The sequence below is a fragment of the Verrucomicrobiia bacterium genome (assembly GCA_019634625.1).
Lineage (GTDB): Bacteria > Verrucomicrobiota > Verrucomicrobiia > Limisphaerales > CAIMTB01 > CAIMTB01.
In genome coordinates, this window is record JAHCBA010000064.1 from 1 (window position 1) to 25,313 (window position 25,313).

Sequence of the window (25,313 nt, forward strand, 5' to 3'; positions counted from 1 at the left end):
GAGAGGTGGCCTGAACGAACACGGGCTACACACATATTCAGATGTCCATTGGAAGTCAACATCCGAGTTGGATTATCGTCATATTTTACTTGCTACACAATTTGGCAAAACGCCAGCAAAGTCGATGTTTTGGCTCAATTCGGGAGGAAGTTAGGATAGACAGTAGGTGCCACGGGCGGCGCGCCGGGCGGGCCGAGGGCGGAGAGCGGGAAGGTGGGGAAAGCGTAAAGAATTGAGAATATCAAGACGGGCATATTATCTTTAACCCAGATGTTATTAAGACTGACAAACAGTTGTTGACCCCCGAATTACGAATTACGCATGGAGAACGGGGAATAGTTATTGACCATTTATGTAATAGAACTGGCAGATTGTTATTGACCCAATGGGAAGGGGAGTCGGTTTGCCTTGAGTTTTCGAGGGATGATCGGGCTAATCCATGGGCGTGTTCCCTGAGGCGGTTCCATGGAAGACGAGCGGTGGGCGTCCCCTGCACGGCCGGGGGCGGGGAGGGTGGGTGTTGCGGATGGTGGGGGTGGTTGCGGGACTGGGGTTGGGCTGGGTGGAAGCGGGAGGTGGCGTTGGGGACCCGGAAGGGATCGAGCATTTCGAAAAGCGGATCCGGCCCCTGTTCGTCGAGCACTGCATCGAGTGTCACGGGGAGGTCCGGCAGCGTGGGGGATTGCGGCTGGATGTGGCGGCGGGTTGGGAACGGGGCGGGGATCTGGGCCCGGCGGTGGTGCCGGGGGACGTGGAGGGGAGTCTGTTGATCCGGGCGGTGCGGTGGAGCGATGCGGATCTGCAGATGCCGCCGAAGAATGCGTTGTCGGAAGTGCAGGTGGCGGCGATCGAGGCCTGGGTGCGCATGGGGGCGCCCGCTCCCGGGGATGACGCGGGGGAGGCGGGGTCGGGAGGGGCTGCTGAGCGGGAGGCGAGGTGGCGGGAACACTGGGCGTACCGGCCGGTGAAGGGGCGGCCGCCACCGGCGGTGAGGGATGAGGAGTGGCCGAAGGGGGCGATCGACCGGTACGTGCTGGCGCGTCTGGAGGAACAGGGATTGGCGGTGGGGGAACCGGCGGAACCGGAGGTGCTGGTGAGGCGGGTGCATTTTGACCTGACGGGGCTGCCGCCTTCGCCGGAGGCGCTGGAGGAGTACCGGCGTGCGGCGCGGGAGGATGAGGAGGGGGCGTGGGCGGCGCTGGTGGAGGGGTTGCTGGCATCCCGGCAGTACGCGGAGCGATGGGCGCGGCACTGGTTCGACGTGGTGCGTTTTGGGGAGTCGGTGACACTGCGGGGGTTCGTGTTCAAGGAGGCGTGGCGGTATCGGGACTACGTGATCGAGGCGTTTGGGAGTGACCGTCCGTATGGCGAGTTCGTGCGGGAACAGCTGGCGGGGGATCTGCTGGAAGGGGGGACGGTGGAGGAGCGGCAACGGCGGCAGGTGGCGACGACGTTCCTGGCCCTGGGGAACACGAACCTGGAGGAGCAGGACAAGCGTCAGCTCGACATGGATGTGGTGGACGAGCAGCTGGACACGGTGGGCAAGGCGTTGCTGGGGCAGACGATCGGGTGCGCGCGGTGCCACGATCACTTCTTCGATCCGATTCCGACGCGTGACTATTACGCGATGGCGGGGATCTTCGCGAGCACGCGGCTGCTGCGGCACGCGAATGTGAGCGCGTGGATCGAGAGGCCGTTGCCGTTGGAAGCCGTGGAGGAGGAGGCATATGCGGCGCGGGCGGCGGCACGGTCGGATCTGGAACGGCGCGTCGGGGAGATCCGGGAGGCACTGAAGGGGCTTCCCGGAGTCGGGGTCGATGGCCGGGAGGAGGAGGCGGCCGGGGAGGAGATGGCGATGCGGGTGCGGTTGGAGGAGGAACAGCGGGTGGTGGAATCGGAGGTGAGGCGCCTGGCGGCGGAGGAGGCGGGGCGCCCGCGTTCGATGGGGCCGCAGGAGGACAAGCCGGTGGATCTGGCGGTGCATCGGCGGGGGAGTGTGCATGCGCTGGGGGAGACTGTGCCGCGCGGGGTGTTGAGCGGGGTGGGGGCGGGGATGGCAGCGCCGATGCCGGCCGGGGAGAGCGGGCGGCGGGAGCTGGCGGAGTGGCTGCTGGATCCCGGTCATCCGTTGACGGCGCGGGTGTGGGTGAACCGGGTGTGGCACTGGCTGTTCGGGGCGGGGCTGGTGCGGACGGTGGACAACTTCGGCACGACCGGCGAGGAGCCATCGCATCCGGAGTTGCTGGACCATCTGGCCTGGAGGTTCGTGCGGGCGGGTGGGGACGGATTCGGCGGGTCCACGAGGGCGTTGATCCGCGAGATCGTGTTGTCCCGCACCTATCGTCAGGGGGCGGTGGGCTCGGCGGAGGCGCGGGTGCTGCGCGAGGCGGTGGATCCGGAGAACCGGTTGCTGTCGGGACGGGGTCCGAAGGCGCTGGATTCCGAGAGTCTGCGGGATGCCCTGCTGGCGGTGGGTGGCGAACTGGACCTGGAACCGCCGGACGGGCCGATGTACCCGCGGGGATTGGCGGCGGATTACGGGTTTCGGGCGGAGGGGGTGAAGCGGAGCGTGTATGGTCCGGTGTTTCGAAATGCTCCGGACGATTTTCTGGCGGCGTTCGATCCGGCGGATCCGAGCATGGTGGTGGGGGCGCGATCGCGGAGCGTGGTGGCGCCGCAGTCGCTGGTGTGGATGAACCATCCGCGGGTCCGAAGGCAGGCGGAACGGGCGGCGGCGCGGTTGCTGGCGGAGCCGGGGTTGGGGTGCGACGAGGCGCGGACGGAACGGGTGTTTGCCTGGGTGCTGGGCCGGATGCCGACGGAGGGGGAACGGCGGCTGGCGGAGCGTTACCGGGAGGGGATTCTGGATGAGGCATCGGGATGGGCGGACCTGATCCACGGGCTGTTCGGGACTGTGGATTTCCGGTATCTCCATTGAGAGGCGCCAGGGTTTGGCGCGAGCGAGGACGGACACGACATGGAATCGAAGATGCTGAGTCGGCGGAAGGCGCTGCAGACGGCGGCCTGCGGATTTGGGTGGCTGGCGTTTCAGGGGTTGGCAGGGCGGACAGCGGTGGCCGGGAATCCGTGGGCGGCGCGGGCGCCCCACTACGCGCCGCGGGCCAGGCGGATCATTTTCCTGTTCATGCAGGGCGGTCCGAGCCAGGTGGACACGTACGACCACAAGCCGGCGTTGGAACGGCACGACGGGCAGCGGCTGGCGTTTGATGATGCGCGGACGATTGCGAGCACGGGGGAACGGGCGACGGAGCAGCGGGTGATGAAGTCGCCGTGGACTTTTGCGCGGCACGGGGAATCGGGGCGCTGGGTGAGCGAGTTGTTTCCGCACACGGCGCGGCATGTGGACGACCTGTGCTTCATCCACGCGATGCAGACGGAGGGGGTGGCACACGGGCCGGCGACGCTTTTTCTGCACTGCGGGGCGACGCAGTTTGTGCGGCCGAGTTTTGGGGCGTGGGTGAGTTACGGACTGGGCACGGAGAACGAGAACCTGCCGGCGTTCGTCACGTTGTCGCCGAGTTTGGGGAACGGCGGGGCACGGAATTGGGGTCATGCTTTTTTGCCGGCGATCCATCAGGGCACGCCGATCGGCGTGGCGGGACAATCGATTCGGGACGTGGCGGTGCCGCACCTGGCGGGGTTGGAAGGCGGTGCGGAAGAGCGGCGGCGGCGTTGGAAGCTGATGCGGGATCTGAATGCGGAGCAGTTGCGATCCGGGCGCGGGGAGGGGGAGTTGGAAGCGGTGCTGCACGCCCATGAGCTGGCGTGGCGGATGCAGTCGGAGGCCCCGGCGGTGCTGGATCTTCGGGGGGAGAGCCCGGGGACACTGGCGGAGTACGGCATTGGGGAGCCGGCGACGGACGAGTTCGGGAGGCAATGCCTGCTGGCGCGGCGGTTGTGCGAGGCCGGGGTGCGGTTTGTTCAGGTGACGTACGGGGACAACACGGCGAATCCGCGCTGGGACCAGCATTCGGACCTGCCGAAGCACGCGGATCACGCGCGGGCGACGGACCGGCCGGTGGCGGGTCTGCTCAGTGATTTAAAGCGGCGCGGGTTGCTGGAGGACACGTTGGTGTGGTGGGGGGCGGAGTTCGGGCGAACGCCGTACGCCGAGCGCAATGGCACCGGGCGGGACCATAATCCGGGCGGGTTCACGGTATGGCTGGCGGGGGGCGGGGTGAAGCCGGGATTCGCCCTGGGGGCAACGGATGAACTGGGGCATAGGGCGGTGCAGGACCGGGTGCATCTGCACGATTTGCACGCGACGCTTCTGCATCTGCTGGGTCTGGATCACGAGCGGCTCACCTGCCGGCATGACGGCCGCGACTTCCGGTTGACCGACGTCCATGGCTCCATCATCCGGGACATTCTTGCCTGAAACCTCCGGGGCCGGGGGATCGAGGGAGGCTGTGATCAAGGAGGGTGGTGTTGCTGGCGGTGGGGGTGTGGTACGTGGGGTGGTGCGTCCCGACGCGGAGCGCAGGGGGATCGGTGCGTTGAAGGCGGAGGAGGAGTGATGATAGGCTGAGGCGTGTCCCAGGGAACATCATTGAGACGCCTGACCTTTGGGAAGATCGGGATGCTGTTGATGTCAGCGGGTGGCGGGGTCCTGCTGGGATTGGGCTGGTGGTGGGAACGGCGGGGCGGGGAGGAGGGCGCGGCGGGGAAGGGGCTGGCCGGGCCGGGCCGTTCAGTCATTGAGGAGTACCTGCAGTTGGAGGCGGCGCGACGGGAGCGGGATGCGACGATCTGGGCGCCAGAGGTGGATGCGCTGCGGCATGAGGAGGTTTGGATGGATTTGTGGGACCGGTTGCGGCGGGAGGCGGATGGGGTGGCGATTCTGGGGGGGGTGGGGTTCGAGCGATTGGAGTTGGGTAAGCCGGGGCTGGTTGAGGAGGTGGGACACGGGATCTCGGTACGGCGTACTGGAGCGCCGGGGCGATCGTTGGATCCGGCTGCCTGGAGGGGGCAATTGGAGGATTGGCGGAGGCGTGGCTACCGCCTGGAGCAGAGTGAGTGGCGGCAGCCGGGATTCTGGCGGGACACCGACGGGGTGGCGCATTCGGTGATGGCGATGACGTTGCACATTGGGCGGGAGGATGGTTTGGAGGCGATCGCGGTGGAGGGGGAGTTGCGGGTGCGCTGGAGGGAGGACGCGGGGACCGGGGTGGCGCCGGAACCGGCATGGATTGATGGCAGGAATTTGAAGATCGTGGCCCGGGGTGGGGTGAAGCCCTTCCGGCATCTGGCGGGACCGTCGATTGATCCGCATCCGTCCACGGGGTTTATCGATCCGCTGATTCTGTACGACCTGGATGGGGACGGCCTTTCCGAGATCCTGCTGCCGGGACGGAACCTGGTGTATTGGAACCGGGGCGGGGGACGGTTGGAGCGCGGGGTGTTGCGTCAGGGCCTGGAGGCCGCGATTCAGGCGGCGGTGGTGGCGGATTTCAACGGCGACGGCCATGCGGATCTGTTGGGGGTGGATGCCGAGGGGGTGTGGATGTGGGCAGGGGACGCGGACGGGCAATTCAGGGCGGAACCCAGGGTGAGCCGGTTTACGCGGGAAAGGCTTTGGAATCCGATGGTCGTGACGGCGGGGGACGTGGATGGGGACGGCGACCTGGACCTGTGGATCGGTCAGTACAAGCTGCCGTACGTCGAGGGCCAGATGCCGACGCCGTATTACGACGCCAACGACGGATTTCCGGCGTATTACCTGGAAAATGACGGGGAGGGGGGATTTACGGATCGGACCGAGGCGGCGGGGTTGGGGGGCAAGCGGTTTCGCCGGACGTATTCGGCCTCGTTCGTCGATGTGGATGGGGACGGGGATCTGGACCTGGTGGTGGTGAGCGATTTTGCGGGGGTGGACCTGTACCTGAACGATGGTCAGGGGCGGTTCACGGATGTGACGGCGGGGGTGTTCGATGTGGTGGAGGCATTCGGAATGGCGCATGCGCTGGCGGATTTCGACGGGGACGGACAACTGGATCTGTTGATGATCGGGATGGACTCGGCGGTGGCGCGGCGAATGGACGGTTTGGGTTTGGGGCCGCCTGGCCGGGTTGAGGAGGTGCGGCGACGTCCGCGGATGGCGTACGGCAACAGGTTCTACGTGGGGGATGGCGGGCGGTTTCGGATGGCGCCGTTTGCGGACGGGGTGGCGAGGACGGGATGGTCGTGGGGGGTGACGGCGTTTGATTTCGACAACGACGGGGATCTGGATCTTTACGTGGTCAACGGACATCAGAGCCGGGCGAGCGCGCGGGATTATGAGTCGTTGTTCTGGAGGCACGATCTGTTCGAGGGAGATTCGGGGCACAATGCGGCGCGGGATCTTTGTTTTCGGGCGGCGGGCAGTGAGCGATACGGGGCGGGGGTGTCGTATGGCGGCTACCACAAGAACCGGCTGTTGAGGAACCGTGGTGGAGGGGTGTTTCAGGAGGTGGGATTCCCAATGGGGGTGGCGCTGGAACTGGACTGTCGAAACCTGGTGAGCGACGACCTGGACGGGGACGGGCGGTTGGACCTGGTGACGACGCGGCACCGGGTGTGGCCGGGGCCGGACCAGGGGTTGCATGTGTTTGAGAACCGGCTGGCGACGGCGGGGAACTGGATCGGGGTGCGACTGCGGGAGGGGGGCGGAGGTCGGTCGCCGGTGGGGGCACGGGTCACGGTGGAGGCGGAGGGGCGTCGGTGGACGCGCTGGCTGGTGGTGGGGGATTCGTATCGGTCGCAGCATGCGCCGACGGCGCATTTCGGGTTGGGGACGGCGGAACGGGTGACCCGGATTGAAGTGCGATGGCCGAACGGGGAGATCCAGTGGTTGGAGTCGCCGGCGCTGGGGCGTTACCACCCGGTGGCGAAGCGGTGAAAGGTGCGAAAACCCTCTTGCCAAGAGGTGGCGAAGACCGTTATTCCAACCGCGTTCCCGCGCCCCTCACCAACCGGTCTCCGGATCGGTTCACGAGCAGAAAGCATTCGTCCGGGCAGGCGTGATCCTGGCGGCGAAGGGGGCAGGCGGGAGAGACAGTTTCCTTCCTTGTGGAAGGAAGGCGGGCTTTGGGTTGAAGAAAAATTCCGTGTGTAGCCCAAGGCCCGCCACTTTCGTTTTCCGGGGCGGTCAGGCGTTGTAGGTGCCGGAGGCGGTGGAGCCCCCGCGACCGGTCCAGTTGGTGTGGAAGAACTCGCCGCGGGGCCGGTCGATGCGTTCGTAGGTATGGGCGCCGAAGTAGTCGCGCTGGGCCTGGAGGAGGTTGGCGGGGAGGACCGCGCTGCGGTACTGGTCGTAGAAGGCGAGGGCGGTGGAGAAGGCGGGGACGGGGATGCCGCGTTTGGTGGCGGCGGAGACGACATTGCGCCAGCCTTTCTGGCAGCGTTTGATTTCGCCGCGGAAGTAGTCGTCGAGGAGGAGGTTGGAAAGCTTCGGATTGCGGTCGTAGGCTTCCTTGATGCGGCCGAGGAAGCGGGAGCGGATGATGCAGCCGCCGCGCCACATGAGGGCGATGCCGCCGTAGTTGAGTTTCCAGCCGTATTCCTGGGCTGCAGCCCGCATGAGCATGTAGCCCTGGGCGTAGCTGACGATCTTGGAGGCGAAGAGGGCGTCGCGGATATCCTGGACGAACTGGGTTCGGGCCTCGGGTTTTCGGGCCTGGGGCAGGGCGGGGCGAGGGCCCTTGAGTTTGCGGGCTGCCTTGACCCGTTCGTCCTTCAGGGCGGAGACGCAGCGGGAATAGACGGCTTCGGCGATGAGGGTGATGGGGATGCCGAGGTCGGCAGAATTCTGGACAGTCCACTTGCCGGTGCCCTTCTGGCCGGCGGTATCGAGGATTTTCTCGACCAAGGGCAAGCCGTCGTCGTCGCGGTAGGCGAGGATGTCGCGGGTGATTTCGATGAGGTAACTCTCGAGATCGCCTTCGTTCCATTCGCGGAAGACGGCGTGCATCTCGTCGGCGGAGAGGCCGAGGCCCGTCTTCATGATCTGGAAGGCTTCGCAGATGAGCTGCATGTCGCCGTACTCGATGCCATTGTGGACCATTTTGACGTAATGTCCTGAGCCGCCCTCGCCGACCCAGTCGCAGCAGGGGGTGCCATCGGCGACCTTGGCGGCGATGGACTGGAAGATGGCCTGGACGTGGGGCCATGCGGCGGGGCTGCCGCCGGGCATAATGCTGGGGCCGTGGCGGGCGCCCTCCTCGCCGCCGGAGACACCGGTCCCGATGTAGAGAAGGCCACGGGCTTCGAGTTGCCTGACGCGACGATTGGTGTCTTCGAAGAGGGAGTTGCCGCCATCGATGACGATATCGCCGGCTTCGAGGTGGGGCAGGATCAGTTCGATGAATTCGTCCACCGGTTTGCCGGCCTTGACCATGAGCATGATGCGCCGGGGTCGCTTGAGCTGGGTGACCAGTTCTTCGATGGAGCGGGCGCCGAGGACGCGGGTGCCGGCGGCTTCGCGGGCCAGGAACTCGTCCACTTTCGAGGTGGTACGGTTGTAGGCCACGACGGTGAAGCCGCGGTCGTTCATATTCAGGATGAGATTCTGGCCCATGACGGCCAGGCCGATGACTGCGATGTCGCCTTGCATGTGGAGAGAGCCCTTGCCAGCGGCGGAAAGCCTAGCCGGCGGGCGGGAGGGTGTCAGAGCAATTCTGGTTCGTGGGTTGGCTGGGAATGGGAATAGGAACGGACTTGACCCGGTTCGCGACAGGCAAAGGGAAGGTGCATGGCTTGGGGAATGGGGACGGCAGGGTGGCGGCGTGCCCAAATTCATACTGCTCTGCTGCCGCCTCGATCCTATGAAGATAAAAGGTCAGGCGTAATTTTGCTGACGCCATGCTTCGCCCTGCTACCTCCCTCCTTCAAGAACCCCATTCGGACGGGGAGGCTAATCTTATTGCTGGATGGTCAATTCTAAAATGCCTGCCAATTTCTAGACCAAGTCAATAGTAAACAGCCAGTCTGGTTTTCAAGTCCAGAGGCTAGGGCCAAGGCCAGAGGGCCAGGGTTTTCGCGGGTCGGGCAGTAGTGCAGAGTGCAGTGCAAAATAAGGCAGGCGAAATGTTGTTGACGATATGTGCAATAAGGCAGGCGCAGTGTTGTTGACGATACGATCCAGCCTGTCGGCCTGGTGCTACGAGTAATCCCATAGGGTAGATAGGCATGAGATAGTCGCGTCAATGGTATCGTGCCGGTCCTATTAGCTATAGCTATTGCGGAGCGGCGGGGCGTGGGTGCATCTCCATGTTGTCGGAGATGGGATCGGTCGAGGGATGCGACGAGGGGACCGTTGGAGTCGGGGTCTCTATCGGAATCGATCCGGGAGGATTTCCGGGGATGCGCGAAGCTCGATTGCTCGTGTCGATACTGATGCCGATAGCGACCGCGACCCCGATCCTGTTGGGCTTTCCGAGAGCTCGCAGATGCTTCCGCGGGGCGGGTTTTTCCCCGTTTGGCGCTGACAGGAGAAGCGGGAGGCGGCTAGGGTCCACGCGATTGTATTCCGGGATGTTGTGTAATCGGGATGAACGGGGAGGACGGCTGCGGCTGGCGAGGGTGGCGTGGGCCCTTGTTTGGGCCGTGGTTTGGGCGCTGCCATGGTCGGGGGCGGGTGCGGTGGTGACCCTCGCGGAGCGGGTGGTGGTTGTGGGGGGGGGCGGGGCTCGGGCGATGGTGCCGGTGGGATTGTCGGCGCCGCTTGGCGAGGCGGTGAAGCTGCACTACGAGACGGAGGACGGGACGGCGGTGGCGGGCACGGATTATCTGGCGCGGGAAGGGCGGGTGGTCATTCCGGCGGGGTACACGAACACGGTGGTGACCGTGCCGATTCTGGCCCGCGGCGTGGTGCATGGGGAGCGTGAGTTCAGGGTGCGGTTGGGGCCTGTGGAGGGGTTGGGATTCGAGCGACGGGAGGCAACGGTGATTCTGGCAGGGGACGAGGTGCCGGGGATCGAGGCGGAGAGTGTGGCGGTGATCGAGGGGGACGAAGGCGAGGTCGAGGTGCGGGTGCCGCTTCGGCTGACGCATGCGAGCGCGGTGCCGGTGAGGGTGCGGTTCGAGACGGTTGCCGGGACGGCGTTGGAGGGGGTGGATTATCGGAGCGCCAGCGGGGTGGTGACGTTTCCGCCGGGGAACGTCCGGGAGGAGGTGGGGGTTACGGTGTTGTCTGACCGGGTGACGGAGAGGAACGAGACCTTTCGGGTGCGGTTGTTCGAGCCGGAGAATGCGACGATCACGGGGCAGGACGCCGTGGTGACGATTCTGGACGACGATCCGGCGCCGCGCATCCGGGCGGAGGGGGTGACGGTGGTGGAGGGGGACGAAGGGATGACGGAGGTGCGTTTTCCGGTGCGGCTGTCGCATCCGAGTTCGTTTCCGGTGACGGTCAGTGTGAGCACTCGGGACGTGACGGCGCAGGCGGGTCGGGACTATCTGCCGCACAGCCGGGTGATGACGTTTCAGCCGGGGGTGACGGAGTTGTGGGTACCGGTGATGGTGTTGGGGGACCGGCAGGCGGAGCCGGACGAGACGTTTCATCTGGTGCTGCGGCAGGCGGTGAACGGGGTGCTGGAGACGCCGCTGGTGGAGGGGCGGATTCTGGATGACGACTCGCCGGCGACGATCCGGATCCGGGACGCGGCGGTGATCGAGGGGGGACCGGGCGACAGGACCCCGATGACGTTTGAACTGGAGGCGGTGTCGTCGAAACCCGGGACCCTGTCGGTGCTGTATTCCACGGTGTCGGGGACGGCGGTCGGCGGGAGCGATTATCTGTCCACGACGGGGAAGGTGACGTTTGTGGTGTTCGAGCCGGGGACGGTGCGGCACAGCGTGGCGGTGACGGTGTTGGGGGATGACGAGGTGGAGCCGAACGAGACGTTCCGATTGCGGTTGAGCGAGCCGACGGGCGCGGTTCTGGCGAACAGCGAGGCGGTGGGAACGATCGTGAACGACGACGGACCGACGCTGTGGATCGGGGACGCGACGGTGATCGAGGGCGATGGGGGGACGACCGAGGCGGTGTTTGAAGTCCGGCTGGAGGGCGGGGCGGGGGGGGCGGTGTCGGTGAGTTACCTGACGGCGGGGGGGAGTGCGACGCCGGGGGTGGATTACCGGGAGACGAGCGGTCGGCTGACCTTTGGGCCGGGGGAGACGCGGGGGGAGGTGCGGGTGGAGGTGATCGGGGATCGCCGGACGGAAGAGGACGAGACGTTTGAAGTGCGGCTGGCGAGTCCGTCGGGCGCGACCTTGAGACGGGCGGTGGGGGTGGGGACGATTTTGGACGACGACTGGCCGACGCTTTCGATGGAGACGGTGACGGTGGTGGAGGGCAATGCGGGTCCGACGGTGGCGCGATTCGCGGCCCGGTTGTCGGGGCCTTCGCCGCGGGAGATACGGGGCCGGTACGAGGTGACGGGGCTGACGGCGACGGCTGGGAAGGACTTTGTGGCCGGGGCCGGGGAGCTGGTGTTTCCGCCCGGGGTGGTGGAGGTGCCGGTCGAGGTGCTGGTGATCGGGGATCTGATTCATGAAGGAGACGAGACGTTCCTGGTGCGCTGGTCCGATCTCGAGGGCGCGGTGCCGGAACGCGGGGAGGCGCTGGGAATCATCCAGGATGACGATCCGGCTCCGGAGATCCGGGTGGAGGATGCGGCGGTGTGGGAAGGGGACGAGGGGCCGGTCGAGGCGGTGTTCCGGGTGACGCTGTCCGCGGTGTCGGAGCGGGAGATCGAGGTGGGTTACCGGACGGCGGACGGGACGGCGCGGGAGGGGGAGGATTACGTGGGGGTATCGGGGCGGTTGGGGATTCCGGCGGGGAGCCGGGAAGCATGGGTGGCGGTGACGGTACTGCCGGACCGGCGGGACGAGCCGGACGAGTACTTCGAGTTGAGACTTGAGGAGGCGAGCCACGGAACCCTCCGGCGGGGGATCGCGCATGGGTGGATATGGGATGATGATCCGCCGGAGATCCGGGCGGACGACGTCCTGGTGAGGGAGGGGGATGCGGGAACGACGGATGCTGTGGTGGAGCTGGTGTTGAGTTCGGCGGTGGCGGGGTTTGTGACGGTGGATTACGAGACGGTGGCGGGTACGGCCGGTGCGGGGGAGGATTTCGAGGCGCGGAGGGGCACGGTCCATTTCGTTCCGGGGACGACACGAGCGCAGGTGGTCGTTCCGATCGTGGGGGATCTTCTACCGGAAGGGGACGAGACGTTCCGGGTACGGTTTTCGGATCCGGTGGGAGCGACCCTGGCGCGGGAGGAGGTCGAGGTGCGGATTGCGGACGACGACCGGCCGCGGGTGATGGTCGAGGACGTGATCGTGGTCGAGGGGGACACAGGAACGGCTGAGGTGCGGGTACCGGTCCGGCTGTCGCATCCGAGTCCCTTGAGGGTGCGGGTGGGGTATGCGACCGAGGATGGGTCGGCGGTGGCCGGGGAGGATTACGAGGCGGTGGAGGGGGAAGTGATCTGGGAACCTGGCGAGACGGTGGGCGAGATCGTGTTGCGGGTGATCGGGGACACGGCGGTGGAGGACAACGAGACATTCTTTGTGCGGCTGGCCGCTTTGGAGAACGCTGAACTGGGGAGGGACGGCTTTTGGGTGACGGTGATGGACGACGACGGGTTGCCGGTGTTGAGCGTGGACGACGTGGAGGTGATGGAAGGGGACGAGGGGGTGACCCTGGCGCGGCTGATTCTGCGGCTGTCGGGGGCGAGCGGGGAGACGGTGCGGGTGCAATACGCAACGGCGGGGGACACGGCGCGGCCGGGTTACGACTACCTCGGTGTGTCGGGCACGGTGGAGTTTCCTGCGGGGGTGACGGAGCGGACGATCGAGGTGGGGGTGATTGCCAACGTGATCCAGGAACCGGACCGGTCGTTCCTGGTGGTGTTGCGGCAACCGGAGCGTGTGGTGCTGGCACGGACGCAGGTGCGGGTGACGATCCGCGACGACGACGGGGGGGGTGAAGAGAGGCCGCCGCAGGTCGAGGTGGTTGAGCCGGGGGACGGGGAGAGGATGGCGGCGGGGCAGGCGATCGACTTGAAGGTCGAGGCGGCGCCGGGGCGGGATGACGAGCCGGGACTGGCGTTGGTGGTGCTGTGGAGCGGGGAGACGGAGGTGGCGCGGTGGGAGGCGGGGCCGTATCGCGGGGTGTGGACGAATGCGGCGGCGGGGGAACACACGTTGCAGGCGGTTGCCACCAGCGCGGGGGGATTGATGACGACTTCGGCGCCGGTGGCGATCGTGGTGCTGCCGCCGCCCGGGGTGACGCTGGGGGATGTGACGGTGGGTGAAGGGGACGACGTGGCGCGCATCCCGGTGACCCTGTCGCATCCGAGCGGCGTGGAGGTGCGGGTTACCCTGGCCACGCTGGATCTCACGGCCCGGGCCGGATTCGATTACGTGCCCCGGGAGGACACGCTGGTGTTCGTTCCGGGCGAGGTTGAAAGGACCTGGGAGGTGGCGTTGTTCGACGACGACGTTCACGAGGGGACGGAAGCGTTTGCGGTGGAGGTGGGCGAGGTGTCCGGGGCGGTGGTGGAACGGGGAGCCGCGGTAGTGACGATTGTGGATGACGATCTGCCGCCCGCCTTGAGCGTGGGGGACGTGGTGCTGGAGGAAGGGCCGGCGGGGACGACGTCGCCGGCGGTGTTTCGGGTGACGTTGTCAGGATTGAGCGAACTGCCGGTGGGGTTTGCGTTTGCGACGCGGGACGGCACGGCTCTGGCGGGCGAGGACTACGAGGCGCGGGAAGGCGAGGGGAGGGTGGAACCGGGGGGTGCGTACGCCGAGGTGGTGGTGATGGTGCTGGGTGACGACCGGGTGGAGGAGGACGAGACGTTTTTTCTGGAATTGAGCCGGCCGTCGGGGGCGACGCTGGAGCGTGCGACAGGGATGGCCACCGTGCTGAACGATGACTGGCCGCCTCCGCCGACCAACCATCCGCCGGTCATCCGGTTGGTGCGGCCGGATGGGGGCATCATTGTGCCGGAGGGCGAGCCGATCGACATCGAGGCGGAGGCAGAGGACCAGGACGGGAGCGTGGCGAGGGTGGTCTTTATGGCGGGCGAGCAGGCGTTGGGCGAGGCCACGGCGGCGCCGTTTCGCTGGAGCTGGACCGGGGCACCGCCTGGGGATCATCGGATTTGGGCGAAGGCCATTGACGACCGCGGCGCGGAGGGGACGTCGGAGCCGGTGCGGATCGCGGTGAGCGACGTGTGCGGGTATGTGGCGTTGGTGCGGAACCGGGCGGACCCGGAGATTGAAGTGTTGAGGGACTACCTGTTCGAGTTGGGGATCAATGTGATGGTGTTGGACAGGGTCGAGGCGGACTTCGAGAGGCTGGTGCCGTTTGATCTGATATTGTGGCACGACGGCGGCGAGCGCGGCCTGACGGATCGCGAGGTGGAATTGTTCGAGGATCTGTCGTGGCGCGGGAAGGCCTTCTACTTCATCGGGGACGCCCTGCTGGCCTCGCTGGAGGATCTGGGCGCCGGGGTTCAGGAACGCTGGCTGCAGTTCATCCACCTGCGGCCGGAAGCGCCGGTAACGGGACTGACACGGGTGGTGATCGAGGCGGGTGGAGTGTCCGAGGAGGTGGCCCCGGTGGTTCGGGACGGCAAGGTGGGGACGGTGGTGGACTTCGAGTATCCGCTGGTGGCGCTTGGGGGGGTGGCACGGGGGGAGGATGGCGAGACGGTGTTGGCGCGGGCGGACGGACTGGCCGTCCTGGTGGCGTATGCCGATCCGGGACAGACCGTGCCGCGGCGCCGTTTGACGCAGGCGTTCCGGGTGGCGACGGGCGGTGACGAGGGGTCGGTGGCGGAACGGAAGCGTCTTTTCCAGAATGCGGTCTGGTGGCTGCTGAACTGCGAACGGTGCGCCGATCTCGATCTGGCGCCGGAAGTGCGGGTTTCGGCGGACACGGTGAAGGTTGGCGACGAGGTGACGTATGACATCGACGTGCGGCTGACCGGAGGGTGCGAGGCCCTGGCGGTGCGGCTGAGTTGCTGGTTGCCGGAGGGGATGCGGTTTGTGGGTGCGGAATCGGAGTGGGCGGAGTGGCATCATGTGGACGGGGTGGTGACCTTCCAGTTGGGGCGGCTGGCCCGGGTTGGGGAGGAGCGGTTCCGGGTGACAGCACGGGTGGAGGGGGTTGCGCCCATGGAGACCCGGGTGACGGTGCGTGGCATCAATGAGCCGCCCGCGGCGCAGGCCAACAACACGGTGACGGTGGTGACGATTCCGGAGGGGGGCAGTCAGGCGGCACGGCTGCGTGCGGAATGGGACGGGCAGGTTCGGGTGCGGATCCGGGTGGAAGGGGGTGCGGGCGACCGGCACTGGATCGAAGGGTCGGAGCGGCCGGACGGCCCGTGGGAAGTGGTGGGGGAAGTTGAGGTGGGAGAGGAGGGGGGGATGATCGAGGTTGCGGTGGGATCGGAGGGCGCGAGGTTTTTTCGAAGTTGGCGGGTGGACCGGCCGAGTCCTTAGCCGGCAAACCGCTTCCGGGACAGACTCTCACCGGGACGTGGCGGAAGCGTTCGCCCCGGTCGGCCACCGAGGGCCCGGCCCATGAAATCGGGGCGATTGGCGGCGGCGATCAAGGCCGGTAGGCTGGGGCATGGCCATGGCATCGCGGATGAGGCGGGTATGGGTGGGAGTGATCGTGTTGATGGGTGCGGTGGCCGCGGCGGCCGAAACCGAGGGCGAGCGGGACGAGGCAGCGGGGAGCGGCATCGAATCGAGGGAGCTGTTTCGGGATCGGCGATTTCCGAATGTGGTGGTGGCGATGGACGGGACGGTGCTGGCGCTGTGCGGGAACCGGCAGCCGTTGGCGGTGCGGCGGAGCGAGGACGGGGGGGCGACGTGGAGCGAGCCGATCCTGCTGGGGAACGAGCGATCGATCATGGGGGCGGCGGTGGTGGATGAGGGGTCGGGTGACGTGCTGGTGTTCGACCATTTCCTGGACCACCGGGGGATGTATCGGAGCCGGGACCATGGACGGAGCTGGCAGGCCGAGGAGGTGACGATCCGGCCGGACCGGTTGGGCGGGGTGGGATTGACGCATGGGGCGGAGGCTGGGATCACGCTTCGTCACGGTGCGGCGCGGGGGCGGTTACTGGTTCCGGCCCGGGTGCTGGGACCGGAGAACTCCAACGCCCAGGAGTGGTGGCCGTACCATTACAACACGGCGATTCACAGTGATGACGGGGGGCGCACCTGGCAGACCGGTTCGCCGTTTCCGGTGCTGGGAACGGGCGAGGGGGCGCTGGTCGAGCTGGCGGATGGGACGATCCACTACAATTCCCGGTGTCACATGGCGACCGATGCATTGCGCCGGGTGGCGTGGAGCCACGACGGGGGCCTCACGTGGATCAATCCGACGGCCGTGCCGGAGCTGCCGGACGGCATGCGGGGGACGCGGTACGGGTGCATGGCGGGACTGACGCGTCTGGAGGACACGGATCGGGAGGTGGTGCTTTACAGCAATCTGGATGCGGACGAGGGGCACGATCTGTGGGGAGGCCGGCGAAATCTCACGGTGTGGGCCAGTTTGGATGGCGGCCGCACCTGGCCCATCCGGCGGGCGATCGACCCGGGACCGAGCGCCTATTCGTCCATGACGGTGGGGCGTCCGGGCACGGCGAGCGAAGGGTGGATCTATGTCCTCTATGAGGGGGGGCCGAGGGGAGCCCACCAGGACGTTCGGCTGGCCCGGTTCCGGATTGAGGCGCTGACCGGGGCGGGGCGTTGATCAGCGAAGGGCGGTGGTGGGCGGCGGGCTGGAGGACTCCTCGGCGGCGACGCGGGCGATGTAGCTGCCGAACTCGGGATCCTCGCCCTCGAGGAGGGCGGGCAGGTGGGCGCGGAAGTCGGGGCGCCGGCACCATTCCCGGATCGAATCCTCCCAGGACTGCCAGAGGCGGCGGGTCTGGCGGCTCATGTGTTCCTCGTACACCAGCATGTAGGCGCGTTCGAAGAGGGAGACGAGGATTCCGAAGAGGACGAATGTCCGTTCGTTTTGGTCCGGGGTGAGGCTGGCGGGAGCTGGGCCACGACCGAGCAGCTGGAGGTCGGCGTTTTCGAGGACGAGCTGGAGGAACTCGGTGTACTGGACGGAGAGGCGCTGGAAGAGTTCCTCCTCGTCGTTCTGGCGTTCACGGCGTTTCTCGTAGATGAAGACGAGGATGGCGAAGGGGAGGCCGACGACGGTGACGAGGTAGCTGAGGAACTCGAACCATTCGAGGGCGGTCCAGCCTGGATCGAGACCCGACAACATGGGGTGTGGGTTGCGGCCGGCGTTCAGTCCAGGGGCGGGGCTTCCCGATGCCACGGGGTGGACTGTTCGTAGGCATGGGCGATGCGGAAGAGGGTGCCTTCGCCGAGGGGCGGTCCGAGGAGTTGCAGTCCGATGGGCAGCCTGGGGGAGGCGGTGAAGCCGCAGGGCAGGCTGATGCCTGCGATGCCGGCGAGATTGCAGGAGATGGTGAAGATGTCGCTGAGGTACATCTGGAGGGGGTCCTGCGTTTTTTCGCCGAGCCGGAAGGCGGCGGTGGGCGTGGTGGGGGAGACGATGGCATCGACGCGCCGGAAGGCCTCGAGGAAATCCTGCCGGATGAGGGTCCGGACTTTTTGGGCGCGAAGGTAGTAGGCGTCGTAGTACCCGCTGCTGAGCACGTAGGTGCCGAGGATGATCCGCCGCTTCACCTCCGCGCCAAAGCCCTCGCCACGGGTTCGTTCGATCATCCCGGTCGGGTCGGAACCGGGAACGCGCCGGCCGTAGCGGACCCCGTCGAACCGGGCGAGATTGGCGGAGGCCTCGGCGGTGGCCACGATGTAGTAGGTGGCGACGGCGTGTTCGCTGTGGGGCAGGGAGACTTCCTCGACGGTGGCGCCGAGGGATTGGAGGTGGGCCACGGCGCGCCCGACGGCGTCGCGGACTTCGGGATCAAGGCCGCCGACCATGAATTCGCGGGCGACGCCGAGCCGGAGTCCCCTGAGGTCGCCGGACAGGCTGGCGGAATAGTCTGGAACAGGCTCCGGCAGGCTGGTGGCGTCGCGCGGGTCGTGCCCGGCGATGACGCGTGTCACCAGGGCGGCATCGGCGACGGTGCGGGCGAACGGGCCGATTTGATCGAGGGAGGAGGCGAAGGCGACGAGGCCGTAACGGGAGACGCGACCGTAGGTGGGTTTGACGCCGACACAGCCGCAGAGGGCGGCCGGTTGGCGGATGGAGCCGCCGGTGTCGGAGCCGAGGGTGGCGAAGGCCTCACCGGCGGCGACGGCTGCCGCCGAGCCGCCGGACGATCCGCCTGGAATGCGGTCGGTGTCCCAGGGATTGCGGGTGGTGTGAAAGGCGGAGTTCTCGGTCGAGCTGCCCATGGCGAACTCGTCCATGTTGAGCCGGCCAAAGACGACGGCGCCGGCGGCACGGAGCCGCTCGACCACGGTGGCGTCATAGGGCGAGATGAAGTCGCCGAGGATCCGGGAGGCACAGCGGCAGGGTTGACCACGGTGACAGATCAGATCCTTGAGGGCGATGGGTACGCCGAGGAGGGGCTGGTCCGGGTGGGGTGCGCCGGTGGCGAGCCTGCGGTCGGCGGCGTCGGCCTGGGCGAGCGCATCTGCGGCGTCCAGATGCAGGAAGGCCTTGACCCGCGGATCCACGGCGGCGATGCGGTCGAGACAGGCTTGAACGGCCTCGCGGCTGGAGCATTGGCGTGCGTCGAGCTGGCGGGTGAGGTTGGCGATGGAGAGGCGATGGAGCACGGGAGGGAAGGCGGACGTTACCCCGGGGTTGGCGGTGGTGAGGGCGGGGGGGGTTATTCGACGATCCGTGGCACGATGAAGAGACCGTTGCGCGGCTGGGGTGCGTTGCGGAGGGCGTCTTCGTGAGTGAGACCCGCTTGCGCTTCATCGGGGCGGGTCACGTTGACGAGGGGGAAGGCGTGCGCGGTGGGATCCACGCCGCTGACGTCCACGGTCCGGAGCTGCTCGATGTAGTCGAGGATCTTGCCGAGCTGCGCCCCGAGATGCTGCTCCTCGTCGGGGGTCAGGCGAACTCTGGCCAGGTCCGCCACGTAATGGATGTCGAAGGATTCCGCCGGCACGCGGGGAGGCTAGGGAATCGCCTGCCGGGCGTCCATCGGACATTGGAAAGGGGCCTGGGAGCCGGTGGATCCCGGAGTCGTGGCGAGAGGTGCGAACGTCGCGAAGGGTCGCTTCGGAGGGCCGAGTTCCACGAGGCTGCAGTGGAGTGGGGCGTTGGGTTGAGGACCCGGGGAGTTCGTCCCTCCGATTCGCGGCCTCCTCACCCGCGATTCCGGGATGCACCGGCTGGGACTGGGGATCGGGGGTCAGTGGATGAGCTGGAACTCGGGGAGCATGACGACGGACCAGAGGAGGTCTTCGACTCCGTCGGGTCGGGGTTGCGAGCCGACGAGAGCGAGGGAGAGGGTGGCTTCGTCGGGGGTGGGCGGGCGACCGAGGCTGCGGGCGAAGACGCGGGAGACGAGGGTGGAACCCTGGGGCGTTTCGGTCACGAGGCGTTCGGCGCCCTGACGCAGGATGCGGGCGAGGGTTTCGCCGTTGGTCAGTTCGAGCATCTGGATGGTGGTGGCGGTGGTGGGCCGGGCCGAGGTGATTTGTTCGCGGTTGGGGCGGCCGAGGGCGGTGGTGAGGGGATCGGCGGCGACGAGGGAGGCACGGATCTGGCCGTAGGGGGTTCGGCCGGCGACGGCGGCGGCGAACTGGGCGCCGACGTTCCAGGGGGCCATGCCGGGGTTGCCAAGAATCTGGGCGCGGCTCCAGTCGGAGGCCTGGAAGTCGGCGCGTTGCCAGCCTTCGACGCGGGTGGTGGACACGGTCCAGGCGGCGTCGCTGGCGAAGTCATGGATGCCCGGGTTGTCCTCGGGCCCGGTGCGGATGCGGGCGTAGAAGAGGAAGCCGGCGGGGTTGGGGCCCTGGCCCTCATTGACGGCTTCGACGGCGAAGGTGTTGGGACCGGCGCGGAGGAAGGGGCGGAGATCGAGGACGCTGGTTTCGGCCCAGGGGATGGCGTTGCGGCGGCGGGCTTCGCGTCCGTTGATCCAGAGGCGGTGGGTGTTGTCCACATGAACGAGGGCGACGGCCTCGGTGGGATTCGGGGGGAGCTCGACGGTGCGACGGAGGTGGATGGTCTGGGGCGGGACGCCCTCGGCGGCATGGGGATGGGACCAGATCCAGAAGGCGTCGGCGTTCGGGGGTTGGGCGGGGCCCCGTTCGAGGAGGAGACCATCGACGCCTCCCTCGGGCCGGTCGTGCCAGACGCCGGCGAGCTGTCCGAGGGCATCGCGGAACTGTTCGGCGGTGAGGCGGCGGACGGCAGGACCGCGGAAGGTGTAGTCCGGGACGGGCGGTTCGGGGAGGTCCACGGAGGGGAAGCGGTAGGCCCGGGAGGTGAGAATCTGGCGCATGGTGCGCTGGAGATCGTAATCGTGGGCCACGAGGTCCTCGGCGAGCCAGTCGAGGAGGTCCACGTCCCAGGCGGGGTTCTGCATGACATCGACGGGCTCGACGAGGCCGTGTCCGAAGAAGCGGGCCCAGAGGCGGTTCACGACGGTGCGGGAGAGGCGGCCGTTATCCCGGTTGGTGACGAGTTGGGCGAGCTGGGCGATACGGTCCTCGCGCGGGGCCTGGGTGGGGAGATCGCCGAGTTCCGGAAACAGGAATTTGACGGTGGCGAAGCGGCCGAGGGGCCGGTCGCATTCGACGAGTTCGAGGCGGTCATCGGCATAGACGGCGGCGAGGCCGTAGGCGTCGGTGAGCTGCCAGTCGTCGATGAAGCTGTCGTGGCAGGCGGCGCACTTGAGGTTCACGCCGAGGAAGACCTGGGAGATGCTCTGGGCGGCCTGCATGGGAGGGGTTTGGGAGGCGTTGATGGCGCCGCGCCAGACGATGCCCTTGGTGAAGCCGCGGGGGCCATTATCGCGAGGATCGACGAGTTCGCGGACGAAGCGGTCGTAGGGCTGATTGTCACGGAGGGCGGAGTAGAGCCACTGGGTGATCTGCTCGCGTCCGCCGTCGATGTAACCGGTGCCGCGATAGTCATTGCGAAGGAGGTCATTCCAGAAGGTGAGCCAGTGCTGGGCGTAGCGGGGCCGGTCGGCGAGCAGGGCGTCCACGAGGCGTTCGCGGCGGTCGGGACGGGGGTCGTTGAGGAAGGCATCGAGTTCCGCGGGCGAGGGCAGGAGGCCCACGATGTCGAGATGCACGCGGCGCGCGAAGGTGCGGTCCTCCACGGGGGGTGGCACGGCGAGGCCCTGGCGGTGTAGGTAGGCGGCGACGAGGCGGTCCACCGGGTGGGTGAGGTCGCCGGTGGGGGGCGGGAGGTCGGGTTGGCGGGGATGCAGGTGACGATGGTCCTCGCGGCCGAAGGAGATGGCGGGGTCCCAGGCCACGCCCTGGTCGATCCAGGCGCGGAGGATGGCGACTTGGTCGGCGGTCAGTCGGGTGCCCTTGTCGGGCATGACGTTGGCGGGATCGAGACCGGAGACGAGGTGGATGAAGTAGCTGTCGCGGCTGTTGCCGACGATGACGACGGGGTCGTGGTCGGGGTCTCCGAGCAGGGTTTCGCGGGTATCGATGCGGAATCCGCCGCGGCTCTTGCCGCGGCCGTGGCAACTGGCGCAACTGGCATCGAGGATGGGGCGGACTTCGTCCGTGAAGGAGACGGGGCGGGAGGCAGGGGGCGGGAGCTGGTCGCGGAGCGCCTCGGACAACTGGGCATGGGCGGGGCTCGCGACCAGGGCGATCAGGGCCAGGGCGAGGGCCGGGGCGCGTGTTGGCTTCATCGTGGACCTGTTCTTGCCGGTCCCGGAAGAATGCTCAAGCGAAAGCGGCCCGGCCGGTGGGGACCCGGATGGTTTGGCGAACGGGCTGGCCTGAGCATGGTTCAGGTCCAGGGCGCAATCCGACCGTCGAGGGGGATGATCTGGCCGGAGACATGACGGAGACGGGCGAGATGTTCCACGGCGACGGCGGCATCGCCAACGCTGGCAAGCTGTCCGAAGACGCTTTGCTGGCGAAAGGCCTCCAGGCGGGAGACGGGCAGCGAGCGGGTCATGGGGGTGTCGAGGACGCCGGGGAGGATGGCATTGACGCAGACCCCGAGGGGGCCGACTTCCCGAGCGAGAGACAACGTCAGGCCGATCAGGCCGGCCTTGGCGGCGGCGTAGTGGGCCTGACCTGGGGCTCCGGAGCGGGCGGCGAAGGAGGCGATGTTCAGGATGTGGCCCGATTTGTTTTCGAGCATGGACGGCAGGGCGGCCTGGCTACAGAGGAAGGCGCCCTTGAGGTTGACATCCAGGACGCGGTCCCAGTCCGCGGGATCGAGGCGGGGGAGGATGGCATCGAGGGAGAGGCCGGCGTTGTTGATGAGGGCGTCGAGGCGTCCCCATCGGGCGAGGATGGCGGCGACAAGCTGGCGGCAAGAGGGGCTCTGGGTGACATCGAGGCGGCAGGGCCAGACGGTGTCGGCAGGGGCGCAGGGAAGGGCGGAGTGACCTGCGGCGGCGACGGTCCAGCCGCGTTGGGCAAAGGTGTTCACCAGCGCCTGACCGAGGCCACCGCCGGCGCCGGTCACCAGGACCACCTGGCTGGGGTGGGGGTTCATGGCGGCTGTCCCGGACGTTCCGAGGGCGGGGCGATGATCCATTCGCCGTCGATCATCGAGGCGAGAACGGGTTCGGAGCTGTGGATCAGTGCCGCCTCGGCGTCGGTCGCGTTTGCGGCACAGGGGAAGGCGACGAGATCGGCGACGGTTCCGGGTTGGAGGGTGCCGAGGACGCTGGCGCGGCCGATGGCCTGAGCGGGGGTGACGGTGACCATGGCGAGGAGGTCGCGCGGGGAGAGGTGGGGGAAGGAACGGGCGGCGGTGGCCAGTTCGGGGCGCAGATCGAGGCGGGGCATGTCACGTCCGGTGCGGCGCATGGAGAGGAGGCTGTCGGTGGCGAGGGCGACCGGGACGCCGGCGTCGCGGAGGGTGCCGAGCGGAAAAGGGGCGTGTTGAAAGTAGTCATGACTCCGTGGGCAGTGAACGACAGTGGTGCCGGAGTCGGCGATGATCCGGGGGTCATCGTGGTCGAGGTAGTTCACATGGGCGAGGACGGTGGCGGGACTGAGCAGGCCGGTTTCGGCAACGAGGCGGACGGGCGAAGCATGGCCGCAGTCGGAGAGGTCGCGTTGAGAGTCGAGCCATTGAAACATGGGGCCCCGGGCATGACGGAACATGTCGTATTCCTCGCGGGATTCCGACACATGCATGGTGGCGATCAGGCCACGTTGCCGGGCGGCGCGTGCGGCGAGGCGGACGAGGTCGGGCCGGGTGGAGTAGGGGGCGTGAGGGGCGAGCGCCGGGCGATGGCGGGGGTGGTCCAGGGCGTCGATGCGGGCGAGGGTTTCGCCAAGGATGTCGGCGGCGGGCCTGTTGGAGCGGACGCCTGTCAGTTCGAAGGCGGAGACGAGGCGGAGCGGGGTGGCCCTCCAGGTTTCGGCGAGGAGTTCGGGGACGGCTTCGAGGTCAAGGACGGCAGTGCAGCCGGCGTGCAGGAGTTGGCGGGCGCCGTCGAGCCAGGAGGCGGCATATTCGCTGAAGCTCCATTGGGCCTTGAGGGCGAGGACGCCTTGGATCCAATCGGTAAAGCGGCGTGGAGGCGGCAGGTGTCCGACCAGGTGGGTATAGTCGAGGTGACAGTGGGCATTGATCAGTCCAGGGAGGAGGACGGCATCCCCGAGATCGAGAACGGCAGCAGGGTGATGGCGTAGATCCTTCCAGGTACCGGAGGCGAGGATACGATTGCCGGAAACGAGAACCGCGCCGTCCTCGACGGGCGGCGCGGTGACGGGGAGGAGCAGGCGGGAGCGGATCAACCTCATTCGCCGTTATGCTGGCGGCGCAGCTTGATGCTGGCGGCTTCGGTATGTTTGCGGGCCTTGACTTTGCTGCGCTTCTTGCGGATTTGGGTCTCGACCTTTTTGGCGACGAGGTCGATGGCTGCATAGAGATCGGCCTCAACGTCCTCGGCGTAGAGATCGTTGCCGCGCACGGCCAGGCGGATGGAACACTTGAACGCCTTTTCGGGCCCCCGGGTGTGATCGTGCTCCACGATCACCCGCGCTTCCAGAGCCCGCCGGTAAAGGTGTTCGAGCTTGTCGATGCGCGTGAGGATGTGGTCCTCGATGGCTTGGGTGAGGGTGATGTTGTGCGTGGAGAGAATGAACTTCATTCCGGCCGAAAATTGGGGGATCGCGGCGGCAAACGCCAGTCTGGAATGGCCAGCGGGCCGGGCAGGGCAGGGCGTCGGCGTGATTGGATGGGGCCTTGAGGGCGGGACCTGGGCAGGGAAACATCGCGGCGTGAAGAGGCCTCCCGAGGCGTTGGTGCGGTTGCGCGAGGTCGATGCAGGTTGGGTGATCGCACTCCGTTACGCGACGAACGACAATCTGACAGGGCGGGTACTCTATGCGTCGGCCGAGGCCTGGTTGAGGCGCGAGACGGCGTGGAAGCTAAGGACGGGGGCTGAGATGTTAGTGGGACGGGGGCTGAAGCTGAAGGTGCTGGATGCCTATCGGCCACCTTCCGCTCAGCGGGCCCTCTGGGCGGCGTGCCCGGATCCAAGGTTTGTGGCTTCCCCAGACCTGGGATCGCGGCATACGCGAGGCGCAGCCGTAGATGTGACCCTGGTGGATGGGCAAGGGCGCGAGTTGGAGATGCCTTCCGTGCATGATGCCTTTGGGGAATCCGCCCGACGGGATGCGCCCGGGGCCTCCCGGATGGCGCGGCTCCATGCCGGATGGCTTCATGCCGCGATGACTGGGGCAGGGTTTGTAGGAATCGCCTCGGAGTGGTGGCACTTCGACGACGCGGATTGGAGGCGATACCCATTGCTGGAATGGGAACCGGGGGGGTGAAGGAGAGGATCCTATCCCACCGCATCGACGCGGAGATCGCGCAGCACGGTAAGGCCCGGGATCGGGGCGCCGCGAATGGTCCGCGCGCCGCTCTTGCGTCGCTTCCCGAACTTGTCCCGGTGCCGTTCCCACATCTGGTCCACAAACTCCTTCGAGCCCAGGAACACCCCGTCAGTCATATGCCGGATCCGTAGCCGCAGGATCTGACCCAGCGGCAGTTGTCCGCCCCGCGCCAGCTCCGCCCGGATCGCCTCAGGATCGAGCACCCGCTTGTCGCTCCGTCCCGCAGTGCCGCCGATCACGTAAAGCGCCAGGCGATATTCTGCTGACGCGGT

At 67.3% G+C, this 25,313-nt stretch carries 15 protein-coding genes; 6 read left to right on the forward strand and 9 right to left on the reverse strand.

Going from position 1 to position 25,313, the window contains the following annotated elements:
* The first annotated feature begins 439 nt into the window (after nt 1-439).
* The 3 genes from KF833_22890 to KF833_22900 all read left to right on the forward strand — a co-directional run bounded on the left by KF833_22890 (nt 440) and on the right by KF833_22900 (nt 6,898).
* Nucleotides 440-2,938, forward strand: coding sequence for a PSD1 domain-containing protein (locus tag KF833_22890; protein MBX3748166.1), 2,499 nt, complete (start codon nt 440-442; stop codon nt 2,936-2,938).
* Nucleotides 2,939-2,977: 39 nt separating this feature from the next.
* Nucleotides 2,978-4,399 (forward strand): DUF1501 domain-containing protein, encoded by a 1,422-nt coding sequence (locus tag KF833_22895; GenBank protein MBX3748167.1) that lies wholly within the window; start codon nt 2,978-2,980, stop codon nt 4,397-4,399.
* 171 nt (nt 4,400-4,570) lie between these two features.
* Nucleotides 4,571-6,898, forward strand: coding sequence for a CRTAC1 family protein (locus KF833_22900; GenBank protein ID MBX3748168.1), 2,328 nt, complete (start codon nt 4,571-4,573; stop codon nt 6,896-6,898).
* 249 nt (nt 6,899-7,147) lie between these two features.
* Here the strand turns inward: KF833_22900 and gnd are convergent, their stop codons facing one another.
* On the reverse strand, nt 7,148-8,611 hold the full coding sequence (gene gnd, locus KF833_22905) for a decarboxylating NADP(+)-dependent phosphogluconate dehydrogenase (protein ID MBX3748169.1): 1,464 nt from the start codon (nt 8,609-8,611) through the stop codon (nt 7,148-7,150).
* A 920-nt stretch (nt 8,612-9,531) separates the two neighbouring features.
* Between gnd and KF833_22910 the strand changes: the two genes are divergently transcribed.
* Both KF833_22910 and KF833_22915 read left to right on the forward strand, forming a co-directional pair.
* Nucleotides 9,532-15,519: a hypothetical protein gene (locus tag KF833_22910; protein ID MBX3748170.1), complete on the forward strand. Its 5,988-nt coding sequence runs from the start codon at nt 9,532-9,534 to the stop codon at nt 15,517-15,519.
* Between the two features lie 130 nt (nt 15,520-15,649).
* Entirely contained in the window at nt 15,650-16,783 is a 1,134-nt protein-coding gene (locus KF833_22915) for an exo-alpha-sialidase (GenBank protein MBX3748171.1), read from the forward strand.
* Here the strand turns inward: KF833_22915 and KF833_22920 are convergent, their stop codons facing one another.
* From KF833_22920 to raiA, 7 genes are all read right to left on the reverse strand, one after another.
* The gene (locus tag KF833_22920; GenBank protein MBX3748172.1) at nt 16,784-17,308 is read right to left on the reverse strand and encodes a hypothetical protein; all 525 of its coding nucleotides are present in this window, start codon (nt 17,306-17,308) and stop codon (nt 16,784-16,786) included.
* A gap of 23 nt (nt 17,309-17,331) precedes the next feature.
* Complete coding sequence (gene gatA, locus KF833_22925) at nt 17,332-18,798, reverse strand: Asp-tRNA(Asn)/Glu-tRNA(Gln) amidotransferase subunit GatA (protein MBX3748173.1); 1,467 nt, start codon at nt 18,796-18,798, stop codon at nt 17,332-17,334.
* 53 nt (nt 18,799-18,851) lie between these two features.
* Nucleotides 18,852-19,139: an Asp-tRNA(Asn)/Glu-tRNA(Gln) amidotransferase subunit GatC gene (gatC, locus tag KF833_22930; protein MBX3748174.1), complete on the reverse strand. Its 288-nt coding sequence runs from the start codon at nt 19,137-19,139 to the stop codon at nt 18,852-18,854.
* A gap of 246 nt (nt 19,140-19,385) precedes the next feature.
* Nucleotides 19,386-21,860, reverse strand: a complete 2,475-nt coding sequence (locus tag KF833_22935) for a DUF1549 domain-containing protein (GenBank protein ID MBX3748175.1) — start codon at nt 21,858-21,860, stop codon at nt 19,386-19,388.
* A 101-nt stretch (nt 21,861-21,961) separates the two neighbouring features.
* Complete coding sequence (locus KF833_22940; protein ID MBX3748176.1) at nt 21,962-22,681, reverse strand: SDR family NAD(P)-dependent oxidoreductase; 720 nt, start codon at nt 22,679-22,681, stop codon at nt 21,962-21,964.
* On the reverse strand, nt 22,678-23,943 hold the full coding sequence (locus KF833_22945; protein ID MBX3748177.1) for an amidohydrolase family protein: 1,266 nt from the start codon (nt 23,941-23,943) through the stop codon (nt 22,678-22,680). Before KF833_22945 ends, KF833_22940 begins: the two co-directional genes overlap by 4 nt.
* Nucleotides 23,940-24,293, reverse strand: a complete 354-nt coding sequence (gene raiA / locus KF833_22950) for a ribosome-associated translation inhibitor RaiA (protein MBX3748178.1) — start codon at nt 24,291-24,293, stop codon at nt 23,940-23,942. Before raiA ends, KF833_22945 begins: the two co-directional genes overlap by 4 nt.
* A 130-nt stretch (nt 24,294-24,423) precedes the next feature.
* Here raiA and KF833_22955 point away from each other — a divergent pair, with 130 nt between their 5' ends.
* Nucleotides 24,424-24,978, forward strand: a complete 555-nt coding sequence (locus KF833_22955; GenBank protein ID MBX3748179.1) for a M15 family metallopeptidase — start codon at nt 24,424-24,426, stop codon at nt 24,976-24,978.
* 11 nt (nt 24,979-24,989) lie between these two features.
* Here the strand turns inward: KF833_22955 and KF833_22960 are convergent.
* A partial coding sequence (locus KF833_22960) for a hypothetical protein (GenBank protein MBX3748180.1) occupies nt 24,990-25,313 on the reverse strand: 324 nt, incomplete at its 5' end.

What these genes read in the sequence shown, in the direction of transcription:
- KF833_22945 (MBX3748177.1), bottom strand. Translation starts at nt 23,943, where the DNA reads ATGAGGTTGATCCGCTCCCGCCTGCTCCTCCCCGTCACCGCGCCGCCC.
- KF833_22915 (MBX3748171.1), top strand. Translation starts at nt 15,650, where the DNA reads ATGGCCATGGCATCGCGGATGAGGCGGGTATGGGTGGGAGTGATCGTG.
- raiA (MBX3748178.1), bottom strand. Translation starts at nt 24,293, where the DNA reads ATGAAGTTCATTCTCTCCACGCACAACATCACCCTCACCCAAGCCATC.
- KF833_22895 (MBX3748167.1), top strand. Translation starts at nt 2,978, where the DNA reads ATGGAATCGAAGATGCTGAGTCGGCGGAAGGCGCTGCAGACGGCGGCC.
- KF833_22935 (MBX3748175.1), bottom strand. Translation starts at nt 21,860, where the DNA reads ATGAAGCCAACACGCGCCCCGGCCCTCGCCCTGGCCCTGATCGCCCTG.
- gnd (MBX3748169.1), bottom strand. Translation starts at nt 8,611, where the DNA reads ATGCAAGGCGACATCGCAGTCATCGGCCTGGCCGTCATGGGCCAGAAT.
- KF833_22910 (MBX3748170.1), top strand. Translation starts at nt 9,532, where the DNA reads ATGTTGTGTAATCGGGATGAACGGGGAGGACGGCTGCGGCTGGCGAGG.
- KF833_22940 (MBX3748176.1), bottom strand. Translation starts at nt 22,681, where the DNA reads ATGAACCCCCACCCCAGCCAGGTGGTCCTGGTGACCGGCGCCGGCGGT.
- KF833_22890 (MBX3748166.1), top strand. Translation starts at nt 440, where the DNA reads ATGGGCGTGTTCCCTGAGGCGGTTCCATGGAAGACGAGCGGTGGGCGT.
- KF833_22920 (MBX3748172.1), bottom strand. Translation starts at nt 17,308, where the DNA reads ATGTTGTCGGGTCTCGATCCAGGCTGGACCGCCCTCGAATGGTTCGAG.